The following is a 12,055-nucleotide window of genomic DNA, read 5'->3' on the forward strand; positions in this document are numbered from 1 at the left end:
GACCCTCCATTCCTTTGGTTACTCATTTACGCGCATTAAATTAATGGCCCCCAATATTATTAACTCTGTACCTAGACGGCTAGGTACCCGTCGAACACGCTGGCTGTAATTGCCAACAGCGTCACCGGCGCGTATCACTGCATATCGAACACAGCGTCGATGAGATTCCGCTGCGCTCGCCGGAGATGCTGATGGAGCGTCGGTGATGCGATACTGAGCCTCTCTGCCAGTTGCTCGGCGTTCGTATCTCGGGGCCAGGCGTAGTAGCCCGTCAGGAAGGCCGTGCGGAGGACTTCCTTCTGGCGGTCAGTCAGGTGGTTGCGTGGGTCCGTTTCGGTGTCAAGTATGTCGTCTGTCCGGTCGCACTCCTGCTTTGCCGTCAGCGTGCTGTCAGGCACCCGGTCGGAGACTGCGTCCCGTATCGCCCGGGAGTCGGCATCCGGCGGGGCCTCGACAGTAATAGAGAGCGCCCCGTCGTCGGCAACCACAGTCCGGCAGCGGGCACCGACATCGAGAAGCAGCGATTGGACGGTTTCTGTAACCTGCAACTCGATAATGCCGCTGGAATCGTCTGCACGGACGACCCGCGAACCGAGAATCTCCGTCTGAGAACAGAGATGCGCAGAGACTGCATCGGGCGGCCCTTCGTCGACGGAGACATAGAGGAGATGCGTCGGCTCGGTATCGACAGATTCGACGACCTCGATTCGGCATCCGTACGCATTCGCTGCCGAGACAAGGGGTATGTCGGAACATTCCGATTCGAATGTCAGTTCGAGCGTGGTATCGTCAGACAGGAGTTGCCTGTTCTGGACCGCGGCGAGCGTGTACCCGACCATCTTGCCGAGGACAGCGAAACTGTCAGCTATTCGGCCGCCGAACGCCGCTGGCTGGTCGGCGTACACGCAGAGAACGCCGTGGACGGTGTTTCCCTGAACCAGTGGAATCGCTGCGGCGGACTTGAACCCCTGCTCGCGAGCAGCGGCCCCACACTGCTTGAATTCGGACGGGTCGCCGCAGTCCTGTATCGTCTGGACCGCACCTGTCACGAGGGCTGTTTCACACAGCACTTGGTCGTTCCCGTCACTAACGATGAGTTCGTCGAGAACGTCACTATTGTCGCCGGCTACCGTTTTCGGCACGAGTCTATCGTCCGCGCCGGCTCGCTCACCGATCCACGCTAGCTCACAGAGGTCCGATTCGACAATGCGCTCACACACTGTCTCTGCAGTCTCGTGGCGAGTCGCGGCACCACCCAAAGCGTGAATGAGATCCTGTATGAGCATGTTGACCCCGTTGAGTGTCGCCAGTTCGTCGCGCTGTCGTTCGATCGCATCCTGACGTTTCCGCTCTTCGGTGATGTCCTGATGGATCCCGACGGCCCTGATCGCCTCGCCGTCGTCGTTCCACTCGAACACCTTCCCGATGTCCCGGATCCATCGCCAGTCCCCGTCTTTTGTCCGCATCCGGAACTCGCTCTGATACAGATCGGTCTCCCCGGACTTCAGTTCCGCGAGCGCCTGTTCCACTCGGTTGAGGTCGTCTGGATGGACGAGGTCGGCCCACGTCTCGTAGTGTGGCTCCAGTTCGTTCGTGGTGTAGCCGAGCATCCCGGTCCAGCGCTCGTCGAAGGTGACATCGTTGGTTTTGGGGTTCCAGTCCCAGACGCCGAGTTCCGCGCCTTCGAGCGCGAGATTCAATCGCTCAGTCATCTCCTGATACTCCCGCTCGCGGTTACAGCGCTCCGTGATGTCCCGAGCGACGCCGATCAACCCGCTGTAGTTGCCGGCTTCGTCGTGAATCAGCGTATAGTTGATCGACACCTCCCGTTCGGTACCGTCTTTCCGATAGAACGTCAGATCGGCAGTCGTGCTCTCCTTCTCAGGCGTTTCGAGCAGCGTTTCCACAGTCGCCTGCCCCTTCGACAGTTCACCGGGGGCCAGCACTGTCGAGGCGTGTTCGCCACACAGTTCGTCCGGCTCGTACCCGAGGTTCGCCGCGAACGACTCGTTACAGAAGTCGATGACACCCCGTTCGTCGAGCGTGTAGAGGCCGTCCTGTGCCTGCTCGACGAGGAGATCCAGCAGCGCCGTGCGGGCATCACGCCGGGCGGTTTCGGTGATGTCTCGCAGTAGGACGAGCGTGAGTCCCCCTGCGGCGTCCGGTAGCTCGTGCCCGTGTCGAAGGAGGTACTGGTCGCGGTCGCTACCCGGAACCCGGACCGCAACCGGTTCGGTCGGGGCGTCCCGGAGTCGCTGTAGCTGTCGACGGCCGCCGGGCGTGTCGGGGAGTGCCGTCCGCATGGCGTCGTAAAAGCCCTCGACCCGGCGGGTATCGTCGAGGCGGTCAACGAACGTCGACACCGAGTCGCTCGACCAGTGTACCGTTCCGTCATCCGCCAGTAGGACAGCGATTTCGTTCGCTTCAGCGCGCGATTCGATTCCGGACAGCGCATCTCGGAGCGCGGACTCGGTCCGATCGGCCGACGCCGACACGACGCTGACAATCTTCTCCGCCAGAAACGTCGGCTGTCCGTCCCCCTGTTTCCTGACGACCGTCTCTGCATCGTCGAAGACAGTCGCAGCGCTGTCCGGGGCAGTGGCGTCGGTGTAGAGGACGACCGGGTAGCGGTCGTTCGACACCAGTGGGGCCGGGATATCGCCCAGTCCAGTCGGGTCGAGGACGAGACAGGAGACCGCTGTCGACGCGGCAGCTTCCAACGCGGCATCCGTCGTTGCCACGCTCGTCACCGTCATCTCGGCGCTGTGATCCGCCAGAACCTCGTGTATCTGCTCTCGTGCCGTCGCGTCGGAGTCGAGATACACGACTTCGATGTCTCGACTGGCAGCGCCGGTCTGTCTCGCTCCCGCAAACGCGACATCGTCGAGGCCATTCCCAATCATCGCCCTGGTATGCTGTTCAACCACTTTACTGAGGCATAATAACTGTTCGGCGGCCACAGCGGCTCCAGACAACGATCCGACACGTTCGCCGACACAGTGGCTACCCCATCGGGGATAACACACGGTTCCTGTCGTAGCCCATCGGACAGAGAACGCTCGGACCGATGACGCACCGTATTTAGCCACCACGTCCCCGTTAGCTGTCACTCGGGTAACGGGGCCGGTGACGCTTCGGCGTCAGTCGAGCACGAACAGCCGCTCCCGGAGGGTCTCGGCGACGTCAGTGAGATGAGCCTGTCCGAACGCCGCGACCAGCAACGCCCCGAGCGAATTGAACATCGTGTCCCGGACCGTGTCATCGAGGCCGTGTTGCGCCAGCGGCATCGTGACACCCGTTTCGGTGGCGACGATGTCGAGCGCGAACTCGAACAGTTCCCAGATCACGCCGAAGGACAGCACGACGACGAAGATGTACACGAAGAAGACGCGCTTGGGGATGTGAATCGAATCGTTGTGGAGGTCGATGGTCCGGGCCGTCGTGTACCCGAACGCGGCGATGAGCGAGGCTGACATCGCGTGGGTGAGGTGGTCCCACCAGCCGATCTGTCCGTAGAGCCCGGCCGACCCGAGGGTGTGCAGGAACACCGCGGTCGTGATCCAGAGGGCGAGCCACGGGTCCAGGGCCAGATTGTAGTTTCGCCGCATCACTGCGGGGAGAAACGTGACGAGCAGGCCGATACCGCCGTTCGTGATCGGCTTCGGTTGGCCGGCGACGATGCCGTAGCCGACCAGCCCGAGCAAGACGAGTTGCATCGCGCGGGTGATCCGCCGCTGGTTCCGCATCGACGGTCGGGGCAGCCTCATCGCCGCACCATCCGTCGGAGACCACGCCAGAGGCGGCGGTCCCGCCGTCTGAAGTAGCCATCGAACAACACACCCGCGGCGAGTCCGGCGAGGGTGACGTACAGCCACTCGGTCATCAGCGCCTCGTTGGTCGTGAGATACGACGTCCCGAGAAACCGGTCGGCGTTCCACCGGAACACCGTCCAGGCCGCCACGGCGGCGAGTGTCGTCAAGACGACGAGACAGACGGCGAACCAGTGTGTGACTTCCAGCTCGGTGAACATATGCAGTTCCACGATGACGAGTAGCGACAGCGCTGCCAGCGAGAGATACGTGGCAAAGGTTCCGACCGTCCCCCCGACGAGGCCGCGGACCAGGATCGGCAGGCAGGCGAGAAAGAGCAGTTCCCAGGGCAGCATGACGCGCCACTCGCGGAACGCCACCGGCGGCACGAGGACGACGAAGCCGACGACACCGACGAGCAGTATCCACTGGTAGTCGATATCGAGGACGCTTTCGACGAACACAGCCGTGAGAATCGCGACGAGCACCCACGCGATGATCGCGTTGGTTCGCCCGTCACGAAAGAGCTTCTCGAACGTGTCATCGAGGTCGATAGCCCCGAGACTGCTGTCGGGACGGCCGGCACCATCGCTCATTGCAGTGGACTGGGGTACGACGGAGAATAAACCCAGCGACGTGTTTATACCGGCTACGGCCCCTTGTACAGGTATATGATGCTGCCGACGCACGCGATAGCGGGGCTCGCAATCGCGACACCGCTGCTCGTCCTTGCGCCAGACCACGCCGCAGTAGCGCTCGCTGGCGGCCTCGTCGGTGGCGTTTTGCCCGACCTCGACCTGTACTCGGGCCATCGGCGTACGCTGCATTACCCAAGCGGGTACACGCTCGCGGCGCTCCCGACCGCCGGGTTCGCCGCTATCCTCCAGACACCGCTGCTCGTTGCGCTCACGTTCGTACTGCTGGGCGCTGCCCTCCACTGCCGGATGGACCGGTACGGCGGCGGCCTTGAACTCCGCCCGTGGGAAGGCACGTCCGAACGCGCCGTGTACGACCACGTCCGCGGGCAATGGCGGTCGCCCAAGCGATGGATACAGTACGACGGTGCACCGTCGGATGTGGGGCTGATGGTACTCGTGGGTTCGCCGCTGTTCGTCGTTCTAGACGGGCCGTTCCGGTGGGTCGTCGCCGCGGCCCTCGTCACCGGTGCGACGTACAGCCTCCTCCGGCGTCGACTGGCAACCCTGGCCCCGGTCGTGTTTGGCAACGTTCCCGAGTCGATCTCGGCCCACGTCCCGGACCGTTACCGGCAGTAGCGCTCGGCTACTGACCCGTTTCCGATATTTCTGTGACGCCGCCGTTATTTCCGCGCCGCTTTCCTCACTGCGGTCCCGCGACAGCGTCTTCAGCGACGCCGCGTAGCGTCAGCCATGTGTTGATTCCGGCCCGCAGTGCGACGAGATCACTCGCCTCGACCGTGAGTTCGACCCGCTGTCCGTCCCGGCTGAGGCGCGCCGTCGTTCGGTCCCCCTCGATGTCGTCGATTTCGGGACGGATGCTCCGCTCGATGGCGCGAGCCCGGTCGGCGTTGTCGTACTCCGCAGTCAGGTGGGTCCGATGTGGTGCAGTCATACTGTTCGAAATGGGAGCGTCGTCGTATCAGTCGCGGGACTGCCCCAGAAAAGCCGTTTGCAACGTGGCGCAGTCGGCCGTCGACCGTCAACGGCGTACCGACAGTCTCAGTTGACGTTGATCTCTTTGACGTCGGGTGACCGCTCCTTCAGCAGGACGCGGTGTCCGCAGTACGGGCAGCGAACGCCGCCGTACTCGTCCAGCGTCACGTCGCGCTTACAGCGTGAACACTTGTAGCTCATAGTTGAGAGATTGGAACGGGGGTCCTTTACTCCTCGTCTTCGGACAGTGCGGCCCGAATGGAGCGTCGGACGGTCTTGCCGCCAGGCGTCTCCGGCTTGTAGCTGCCGCCGGTGAACTTGTAGTCACAGTAGCTGCACTGCCAGATGCCCGTCCCCTGGCGGTCGACTCGGTCTTCGCCGCAGTTCGGACAGGCGTGGTCCTCGTTCATCTCCGATTCGATCTCCGCGACGCGGCGTCGGGACACGCGACCGTAGCGAGCGCCGAAACGGCCCGAGCTGCCGGTCTTTCCGCTCTTGCTAGCCATAGTGGTCTGTTGTCCGCCGAGCGGCCACATAAGGCCTTCGAGATGCGGCCCGGTCGACCGACGGCCACAGGGATTAACAGGCCCGGCCGGCAACGACCGACTGACATGGACGAGCTACTCGACGTCGTCGACCTCGTCGCGGACTCCGGGTTCGAGGGTATCGTCACATGGCTCGTGCGAATCGTCGGTCTCGTCGCGCTGCTGGGCGGGCTCGGGCTGTGGCTGTTCACCGAGATGGGACTGCTCGTCGTGCCGGCAGTGCTGATACTCGCCGGTATGGTCCTGCTCGTCGCGCCCAGCATTCTCCTGCTGACCGCGGAGCTAGCCTAGAGAACTCAAGAGGGAGGCGGGCAAACCGTCGGTCGATGGCAGCGTTCGACGGGCTTCGAAGTCGCCTCCAGCGGGTCGCACCGGCCACGAGCGGGCGGCTTACGGCCTCGGAGTTCTTGCTCTCGGGCGCAGCAGCCGGACTGCTCGGCTGGGGCGGCACCCAGGCGCTCACCTGGCTCGACCACGCCAACGGCCAGCTGCTCGCAACGGTGCTGTGGGTCGTCTTGATCGGCGGCTTCGTCGGCCTGACGGTCCTGCACGCACCGGACTCGGTCCGCTTCTCCGACGCGATGCTCGCCTGGGGAACGGTCAACACCACTGCGACGGCGCTGACGGTCGGCGGCCTCCTCAGTGTCGTCCCCGAACAACTGGCGTACTGGCACGCGTGGGTCGGCGCGACGGCCATCGGCTACTGCTGGACCGGCGGCGTTCTGAAAGGGGCGGGTCAGCCCGCGCGCGGACGCGGCTACCTCGGAGCGGGCGTCGTCGGCCTCTGTCTGCTGACTATCGGGGCCGTCGCGTTTCCGCTGGTCGCCCCGACCGGCTATCTGGCGCTCGCCGCGCTCCATGCAGGTCCGATGGTACTCGACGTGCGGACGGCGTTACCGGCTGTTCACCGGACTGGTGTCGTTGGAGCCGCGGTAGCCGCTGTGCTCGTTGTCGGCGTTGTCGTGGCGTGACAACCGGTCCCGGCGCGGGTGCTACTCCTGCAGTTCGGCTTCCTTGAGTGCCTCGTTCAGATCGGCCCGGACGTGTTCGCCCAGTTCGCGGTCGCCGGCCGTCGTGACGACGCGGTTCTCCTGGACGCTTGAGCCGTCGCGGATGAGCACCCGGACGTTGCCGTTGGCGTCGGCGCGGGTCGCCTTCGCTCGGACGCCCGTCGGCGAACTCGCGCCGCCAGCGTCGATGGGACCGGGGATGACCTTCTTGACGTGGGGGTGGCCGGCGACGGTCTGGATGACTCGCTGGCCCGACCGGCCGCCGATGAGCGTCGAGTGGCTCCCGCCGAGTTTCTCCGAGGGCGCGGCGTCGACCACTTCCAGCGCGGGCTCGCCCTGGCGGTCGATGACCCGCTGAACCGGGTCGTCGCCCTCGACGCGGAAGAACTCGTAGTGCAGTTGCGGGCGGACGGCGGCGATGACGTCGCGGTCGCCCGTGACGTACACCTCCTCCGGTCGTTTCCGTCGCACCTCGTCCGCGACGAGGCCGGCGAAGTTGCGGAGCTCGACGACGACCGTTTCGTCGCTCCCCTCGCCCTCCGGCGTCGTCGTCACCGTCCGCTGGCCGACGACCGACCCGTCCAGCAGCGAGGTCACTGTCGCCCGCTCGCGGTCGAGTTCGAGGACGACGGCGTCCGTATTGGCAGTGTGACAGACCAGGCAGTAGTCGCCCGGTCGGTCGAGCGGCGTGGCACACTGCCGACAGTCCATAGCTGTGGCTACGGCTGCGCGCTGATAAGGAAGCCGGTTCGGTGGTTTTGCGACGTGTGGTCAGCCCTCGTCTTCGATGGTCGCACCGGGCGGATAGATAGCGGCGACGGTCGCATCGTAGCCCGCGTCGGTGAGGCCGGTCCCCAGCGCAAACACTGTCTCGCCGAGCATCGCCATCGCGGCGTCCCCGCCCGCTTCGGCCACGTCGTCGATGACGCTTTTCACCTCCGGCGTCAGCAGCTCCGCTTCACGGGAGAACTGCCGGGAGGCCTGGATAAACGTCGACAGTTTCGGCTCCTTGACGACGGTAGAGAGCGCGCGCTCGCCGGCAGCTGTCAGGATGTCCGTGTCGCCGCCGACGACATCCGCCGTCGATAGCTCCCCGAGTGTGACGTACTCGATGCGGCTGCGGGCCGGAATGGCGTCGAGATAGTTGAACTGCGGCCCGCCGGGTTCGAGCCGGAGCGGCACGCCGCCGCGGGCCTGCGCGACAACGTCGCCGAGCCCGGAACCGGCCTGGACCTCCGCGCCGTGGGCGATGGTCACCAGTTCGTTGTACGAGAGCCCGTGGCCGAAGACGGCATTGGCCGCCAGTGCGGTGCCAAGCGCCAGCGCGCCGGAGACGCCGAAGCCCGACCCGAGCGGGAGCGGCGTTTCAGCAGTGACAGTCGCCGTGGTTCGCAGCGCGTCCAGCACTCGCTCGACGGCTTCCACCTCGATTTCCTCGCCGTTCAGCGTTATCTTGGTTTCAGCCCCGCGGCTGACGGTAACAGAAACGCCGTCAGACAGGGCCAGCCCGCCGCCGCGGGAGCCGGTCTCGATCGGGTCATCGCCACGGTCAACGGTAAAAAAGCCCGTGATGTGGCCGGGGACGAACGCGTGTGCTTCGTCGGTCATTGCCTCCTCGTGGGACCCAGTGGCGTTAAGGATTGGTGGTCGCCCGCTCCGTCCGCACACGCTCCGCCCAGAGTTTCAGGAGACCGACAGGCGATTCTCCGACCCGTAGTTTGATGTATGTTTACACGAGATGACTGTGAAAACATGCCGACAATCAGCGCGCGGCTCCCGAGTGAAGAGAAAGACGAACTGGACGACGTCGCCGAGTTGCTCTCCGAGGACCGGTCGACCACGATTCGGAAAGCCCTGCGGGAGGGACTGGAAACGCTCCGGCTCCGCGTCGCCGTCGAGCAGTACCAGTCCGGCGACGTGTCGGCGGCCGAAGCCGCACAGCTTGCGGACCTCTCCATCGCCGAGTGGCTCGACGTGGCCCGCGAGCGAAACCTGACGACGCAGCTTGAGCTGTCCGACTTGGAGCTCGACGCCGACACGGCCGCGGAGCTATGACCCGCATCTACGTCGGGCCGACGTCGCTGTACTCGCTGGGACAGGTGGGGGAACTGTCGCTGCTGGACGCGTTCGACGGCGACATCGTCATTCCCGAGCCCGTCATCGACGAGGTCCAGGTCGAACCGACCGCAACGAACCTGACCGAGTACCGCGAGAACGGCATCGACACCGGCGTCGACGAGGACTACGTCGACCAGGCCGAGTCCCTGCTCGGCGATTCCGATCTCGGAGCCGCTGTGACGGTGCTCGCCGGCGTGCTAGCCCACCGCGACAGCGACGACCGCTCCGCCGTGGCCGTCGTCTCCGAGGACCGCACTGTCCGCCGGATGGCGCAGGGCCTGGGGGCAGAGGTGACGAGCAGTTTCGGCGTCGTGGTCCGGGCCGCTATCGAGGACAAGTACCTCAAACCGACCCAGGCGAAGCGGATCGTCAGGCGGATTGATCAACACGGGATGCACCTGACCGGGGAGCTACGGGAGCGGGCGGTTGGAGAGGTCGCCTGAGTTCACTGCCGCGAATAGTGGGTTCATGTCTTTTAGCGCCGGGTTTTCGACAGAACGACTGTGCTCTCAGCCCCTTGCCACCCCGCTGCTGGACTTGAAAGCGTGGGTTTAACAGTGCGGCCCCCAACTCTGGAGGTATGCAGGGTAATCTTCCGCCTGAAGCACAGGAGAAGCTCGAGGAACTGCAGGACCTTCAGCAGACAGCACAGCAGGTCGCCGCACAGAAACAGCAGGCCGAGACAGAGCTCCAGGAGTCCCAGACGGCTCTGGACGAGCTCGACGACATCGACGAGGACTCGACCATGTACCGCGAGGTCGGCGAACTCCTCGTGAAGACCGAGTTCGACGAGGCGCAGGACGACCTCGAAGAGAAGGTCAACAGCCTCGAAGTCCGCGTCGAGACGCTCGAAAAGCAGGAAGAGCGCGTCCAGGAGCAGTTCGAAGAGCTCCAGAGCGAGCTCCAGCAGATGCTCGGTGGCGCAGGCGGCGCGGGTCCGGCCGGCGGCCCCGGCGCTGGCGGCGCATAAGGCGATGCCGACAGACGATGAGGTCGTCGAGACAGCCTCGACCGCAGCCGAAGACGTTGTCTTCTCGCGATACGATGTCAGCGCGGTCGAGGACCTCGACGTGACTGTCACCTTCGAAGACGGCGTACTAGATGTCGACGTGTACGTCAACGCGCCCGACAGTCGTCAGGACGAGGCACAGGTCGCGGACGACGCTGCCCTTGCCGCTCGGGCCGCCGTCGACGACCTGTTCGAAGAATAGGGACCCGCAACGGAGCGGGCAATCGCTCGGTGTTCTACCGACGCCGCGAACCGTCAGTCGTGGCTGGGTCCCCGGTCCGGTCGCTCGCGAACCCGGTTCGGAACGCAATCCAGCCCAGCACTGAGACGAACAGTATCGGCGGGAGAATCATGAACCCCCATAGCGGGTCTAAGCCCCAGCCGAGTAACAGGGCCAGGTCGAACAGCCCGATAGCGAGAAACGGCGAGACGAACAGGAGGGCGCGCTTCCGGTTCACCCCGTCCGACGATTCCGACGCCGACGAGTCCTCGTCACCCGCAAGGAGGTCTGCAGTCGTACGGTCACGGGGTCCGTCGTCGGCGTGGACGCTGGACTCGGCGGTGTCATCCATACCCGTCACTCGGAGTTCAGCAAGCAAAAAAACCGCGCTTGGTCGATCGTCGAAGGAAGAGCCGTCAGGTCAGGGGGGGATTACGCGTCGCTGTCGTCGCTTTCGTCGTCAGTGGACTGTTCGTCGTCCGCGTCCGTCTCGTCGGTGTCGTCCGCGTCAGCGTCCTCGGACGCGGATTCGGTTTCGTTCTCGGCCCCGTCGCTCTCGTCACCGGGGGTCAGGTCGCTGATCTGTGCGCCCAGGTCGCCCGCGAGTTCGCCGGCCTGCTTCTGCCCGATGAGCGTGTGAATCTCGCTGACGAAGTCAGGGACCTGTCCGGGGAGGTCCGACGGCGGGCCGCGCTGGTCGCCTGCCTGGCCGGCGTCAGCGGGCGGGCCGCGGCGGTCAGCTGCCTCGGCAGCGCCGCCTGATTCGTTCTCGTCTGCGGTCGTTGTTTCGTTCGCTGCCTGCTCGGCGGCGTTGTCCGCCTGTGCGTTGTCCGCGTGGTCATCGGCCTGTGCGCCTGCTGCGCCGGGGAGTGCCGCCGCCGAGCCCGTGATGACGAGCACGGCAAGCAGGCCGCCGGCAATCGTAGTGAGTTTCATTGTGATCGTTGCCTCCGCTCGTCTCTCTGTCCCAGTGGCATATGAAGGGGGCAAGCCGAAAAGGCGAATTAAGTCGAATTTATCCGAATTGGCCGTTCTATCGCCCGTTTTAATTCGGTTTAATCGCGATTCAGTGTGCGCTCACCAGGCCGTCGCGTCCAGACTGGACTGCTGGGCGGGATGGCTGGCGTGCGCGTCGTGCGGTCGCGAGAACGTAGCCGGGCCGGCCAGGCGATAGCAGACAGGACAGCGCCCTGAAACCGCCGCCGGGGTAGCTTTTCATACCCGCGAACCCAACACTGGTCCATGGAACACGATGCCACGGTCGAAGGGGTCGGCGTCGGCGTCAGCGAAGAAGGGAGTGGCACGCCGGTCGTTTTGCTCCGTGCACGCGAGGAGATCATTCCTATCTTCGTCAGCACGGATCAGGCCCAGTCGATGCAACTGGCGATAGACGGCGAGCCCTTCGAGCGCCCGCTTACCCACGACCTGTTGGTCGAGATGGTGACGGAGTTCGGGGGAGCTATCGACCGGGTCCGTATCGACGATCTGGCCGACGGGACCTTCTACGGGAAGATCGACGCGGAGCAGTACACCGACGACCGGCGGAAGGACATGGTGTTCGATGCCCGCCCTTCGGATGCCATCGCGATTGCCCTCCGGGTAGACTGTCCGGTCGTCGTGACAGACGATGTTATCGACGAGGCCGGGCGACCGCCGGAACAGTTCGACCAGAGTGGGAGCGGCAGCGAAGACCTCGGACTGTGAGAACGCGAA

18 protein-coding genes are annotated in these 12,055 nt (G+C 64.7%); 8 read left to right on the top strand and 10 right to left on the bottom strand.

The genetic code is table 11. The features are described from left to right. Positions 1-134 precede the first annotated feature (134 nt). The 3 genes from SG26_RS03585 to SG26_RS03595 form a co-directional block, all read right to left on the bottom strand. A complete protein-coding gene (locus SG26_RS03585; protein WP_050036866.1) occupies positions 135-2,903 on the bottom strand; it encodes a PAS domain S-box protein in 2,769 nt (922 codons plus the stop codon). Between the two features lie 237 nt (positions 2,904-3,140). Continuing rightward, positions 3,141-3,746, bottom strand: a complete 606-nt coding sequence (locus SG26_RS03590; RefSeq protein WP_014040921.1) for a hypothetical protein — start codon at positions 3,744-3,746, stop codon at positions 3,141-3,143. Positions 3,747-3,763: 17 nt separating this feature from the next. Beyond that, on the bottom strand, positions 3,764-4,405 hold the full coding sequence (locus tag SG26_RS03595; RefSeq protein WP_014040922.1) for a hypothetical protein: 642 nt from the start codon (positions 4,403-4,405) through the stop codon (positions 3,764-3,766). 75 nt (positions 4,406-4,480) lie between these two features. On the opposite strand from SG26_RS03595, the gene SG26_RS03600 reads away from it, so the two are divergent. Then, a complete protein-coding gene (locus SG26_RS03600; protein WP_023843365.1) occupies positions 4,481-5,083 on the top strand; it encodes a metal-dependent hydrolase in 603 nt (200 codons plus the stop codon). A gap of 64 nt (positions 5,084-5,147) precedes the next feature. Here SG26_RS03600 and SG26_RS03605 read toward each other — a convergent pair whose 3' ends face one another. The 3 genes from SG26_RS03605 to SG26_RS03615 all read right to left on the bottom strand — a co-directional run bounded on the left by SG26_RS03605 (position 5,148) and on the right by SG26_RS03615 (position 5,976). Next, the gene (locus tag SG26_RS03605) at positions 5,148-5,399 is read right to left on the bottom strand and encodes a KEOPS complex subunit Pcc1 (RefSeq protein WP_014040924.1); all 252 of its coding nucleotides are present in this window, start codon (positions 5,397-5,399) and stop codon (positions 5,148-5,150) included. A gap of 107 nt (positions 5,400-5,506) precedes the next feature. Beyond that, positions 5,507-5,641, bottom strand: coding sequence for a DNA-directed RNA polymerase subunit P (locus SG26_RS03610; protein ID WP_004517024.1), 135 nt, complete (start codon positions 5,639-5,641; stop codon positions 5,507-5,509). Positions 5,642-5,667: 26 nt separating this feature from the next. Continuing rightward, positions 5,668-5,976: a 50S ribosomal protein L37ae gene (locus SG26_RS03615; RefSeq protein WP_004591489.1), complete on the bottom strand. Its 309-nt coding sequence runs from the start codon at positions 5,974-5,976 to the stop codon at positions 5,668-5,670. Between the two features lie 75 nt (positions 5,977-6,051). Here SG26_RS03615 and SG26_RS03620 point away from each other — a divergent pair, with 75 nt between their 5' ends. Then, positions 6,052-6,276, top strand: coding sequence for a hypothetical protein (locus SG26_RS03620; protein ID WP_008312705.1), 225 nt, complete (start codon positions 6,052-6,054; stop codon positions 6,274-6,276). Between the two features lie 35 nt (positions 6,277-6,311). Then, on the top strand, positions 6,312-6,956 hold the full coding sequence (locus SG26_RS03625) for a hypothetical protein (protein WP_050036867.1): 645 nt from the start codon (positions 6,312-6,314) through the stop codon (positions 6,954-6,956). Positions 6,957-6,977: 21 nt separating this feature from the next. Here the strand turns inward: SG26_RS03625 and SG26_RS03630 are convergent, their stop codons facing one another. Together SG26_RS03630 and SG26_RS03635 are read right to left on the bottom strand one after the other, a co-directional pair. Beyond that, positions 6,978-7,706 carry a DUF2103 domain-containing protein gene (locus SG26_RS03630; protein ID WP_014040927.1) on the bottom strand — a complete coding sequence of 243 codons (729 nt, stop codon included), beginning with the start codon at positions 7,704-7,706 and terminating at the stop codon, positions 6,978-6,980. A gap of 60 nt (positions 7,707-7,766) precedes the next feature. Continuing rightward, positions 7,767-8,603 carry a pantoate kinase gene (locus SG26_RS03635; RefSeq protein WP_014040928.1) on the bottom strand — a complete coding sequence of 279 codons (837 nt, stop codon included), beginning with the start codon at positions 8,601-8,603 and terminating at the stop codon, positions 7,767-7,769. A gap of 144 nt (positions 8,604-8,747) precedes the next feature. Here SG26_RS03635 and SG26_RS03640 point away from each other — a divergent pair, with 144 nt between their 5' ends. The 4 genes from SG26_RS03640 (at position 8,748) to SG26_RS03655 (ending at position 10,324) form a co-directional block, all read left to right on the top strand. Next, the gene (locus SG26_RS03640; RefSeq protein WP_004517029.1) at positions 8,748-9,050 is read left to right on the top strand and encodes a UPF0175 family protein; all 303 of its coding nucleotides are present in this window, start codon (positions 8,748-8,750) and stop codon (positions 9,048-9,050) included. Continuing rightward, positions 9,047-9,556, top strand: a complete 510-nt coding sequence (locus SG26_RS03645) for a hypothetical protein (protein ID WP_014040930.1) — start codon at positions 9,047-9,049, stop codon at positions 9,554-9,556. The genes SG26_RS03640 and SG26_RS03645 overlap by 4 nt, the downstream gene beginning before the upstream one ends. A 137-nt stretch (positions 9,557-9,693) precedes the next feature. Next, complete coding sequence (locus tag SG26_RS03650) at positions 9,694-10,083, top strand: prefoldin subunit beta (RefSeq protein WP_004591484.1); 390 nt, start codon at positions 9,694-9,696, stop codon at positions 10,081-10,083. Positions 10,084-10,087: 4 nt separating this feature from the next. Continuing rightward, on the top strand, positions 10,088-10,324 hold the full coding sequence (locus SG26_RS03655) for a hypothetical protein (protein ID WP_005537965.1): 237 nt from the start codon (positions 10,088-10,090) through the stop codon (positions 10,322-10,324). Between the two features lie 34 nt (positions 10,325-10,358). On the opposite strand, the gene SG26_RS03660 is transcribed toward SG26_RS03655, so the two are convergent. Both SG26_RS03660 and SG26_RS03665 read right to left on the bottom strand, forming a co-directional pair. Beyond that, positions 10,359-10,694, bottom strand: coding sequence for a hypothetical protein (locus tag SG26_RS03660; protein WP_050036868.1), 336 nt, complete (start codon positions 10,692-10,694; stop codon positions 10,359-10,361). Between the two features lie 80 nt (positions 10,695-10,774). Next, positions 10,775-11,278, bottom strand: a complete 504-nt coding sequence (locus SG26_RS03665; RefSeq protein WP_050036869.1) for a hypothetical protein — start codon at positions 11,276-11,278, stop codon at positions 10,775-10,777. A gap of 306 nt (positions 11,279-11,584) precedes the next feature. Here SG26_RS03665 and SG26_RS03670 point away from each other — a divergent pair, with 306 nt between their 5' ends. After that, positions 11,585-12,046, top strand: a complete 462-nt coding sequence (locus SG26_RS03670) for a bifunctional nuclease family protein (RefSeq protein ID WP_050036870.1) — start codon at positions 11,585-11,587, stop codon at positions 12,044-12,046. The last annotated feature ends 9 nt before the right edge of the window (positions 12,047-12,055 follow it).

The sequence above is a fragment of the Haloarcula sp. CBA1115 genome (assembly GCF_000827835.1).
Classification (GTDB): Archaea; Halobacteriota; Halobacteria; order Halobacteriales; family Haloarculaceae; genus Haloarcula; species Haloarcula hispanica.

Bases quoted from the DNA above. Each gene is read 5' to 3' on its own strand.
- SG26_RS03615 (WP_004591489.1), bottom strand. From the start codon at position 5,976: ATGTGGCCGCTCGGCGGACAACAGACCACTATGGCTAGCAAGAGCGGA.
- SG26_RS03610 (WP_004517024.1), bottom strand. From the start codon at position 5,641: ATGAGCTACAAGTGTTCACGCTGTAAGCGCGACGTGACGCTGGACGAG.
- SG26_RS03655 (WP_005537965.1), top strand. From the start codon at position 10,088: ATGCCGACAGACGATGAGGTCGTCGAGACAGCCTCGACCGCAGCCGAA.
- SG26_RS03640 (WP_004517029.1), top strand. From the start codon at position 8,748: ATGCCGACAATCAGCGCGCGGCTCCCGAGTGAAGAGAAAGACGAACTG.
- SG26_RS03650 (WP_004591484.1), top strand. From the start codon at position 9,694: ATGCAGGGTAATCTTCCGCCTGAAGCACAGGAGAAGCTCGAGGAACTG.
- SG26_RS03635 (WP_014040928.1), bottom strand. From the start codon at position 8,603: ATGACCGACGAAGCACACGCGTTCGTCCCCGGCCACATCACGGGCTTT.
- SG26_RS03595 (WP_014040922.1), bottom strand. From the start codon at position 4,405: ATGAGCGATGGTGCCGGCCGTCCCGACAGCAGTCTCGGGGCTATCGAC.
- SG26_RS03625 (WP_050036867.1), top strand. From the start codon at position 6,312: ATGGCAGCGTTCGACGGGCTTCGAAGTCGCCTCCAGCGGGTCGCACCG.
- SG26_RS03660 (WP_050036868.1), bottom strand. From the start codon at position 10,694: ATGGATGACACCGCCGAGTCCAGCGTCCACGCCGACGACGGACCCCGT.
- SG26_RS03590 (WP_014040921.1), bottom strand. From the start codon at position 3,746: ATGCGGAACCAGCGGCGGATCACCCGCGCGATGCAACTCGTCTTGCTC.
- SG26_RS03620 (WP_008312705.1), top strand. From the start codon at position 6,052: ATGGACGAGCTACTCGACGTCGTCGACCTCGTCGCGGACTCCGGGTTC.
- SG26_RS03665 (WP_050036869.1), bottom strand. From the start codon at position 11,278: ATGAAACTCACTACGATTGCCGGCGGCCTGCTTGCCGTGCTCGTCATC.
- SG26_RS03605 (WP_014040924.1), bottom strand. From the start codon at position 5,399: ATGACTGCACCACATCGGACCCACCTGACTGCGGAGTACGACAACGCC.
- SG26_RS03670 (WP_050036870.1), top strand. From the start codon at position 11,585: ATGGAACACGATGCCACGGTCGAAGGGGTCGGCGTCGGCGTCAGCGAA.
- SG26_RS03600 (WP_023843365.1), top strand. From the start codon at position 4,481: ATGATGCTGCCGACGCACGCGATAGCGGGGCTCGCAATCGCGACACCG.
- SG26_RS03585 (WP_050036866.1), bottom strand. From the start codon at position 2,903: ATGATTGGGAATGGCCTCGACGATGTCGCGTTTGCGGGAGCGAGACAG.
- SG26_RS03630 (WP_014040927.1), bottom strand. From the start codon at position 7,706: ATGGACTGTCGGCAGTGTGCCACGCCGCTCGACCGACCGGGCGACTAC.
- SG26_RS03645 (WP_014040930.1), top strand. From the start codon at position 9,047: ATGACCCGCATCTACGTCGGGCCGACGTCGCTGTACTCGCTGGGACAG.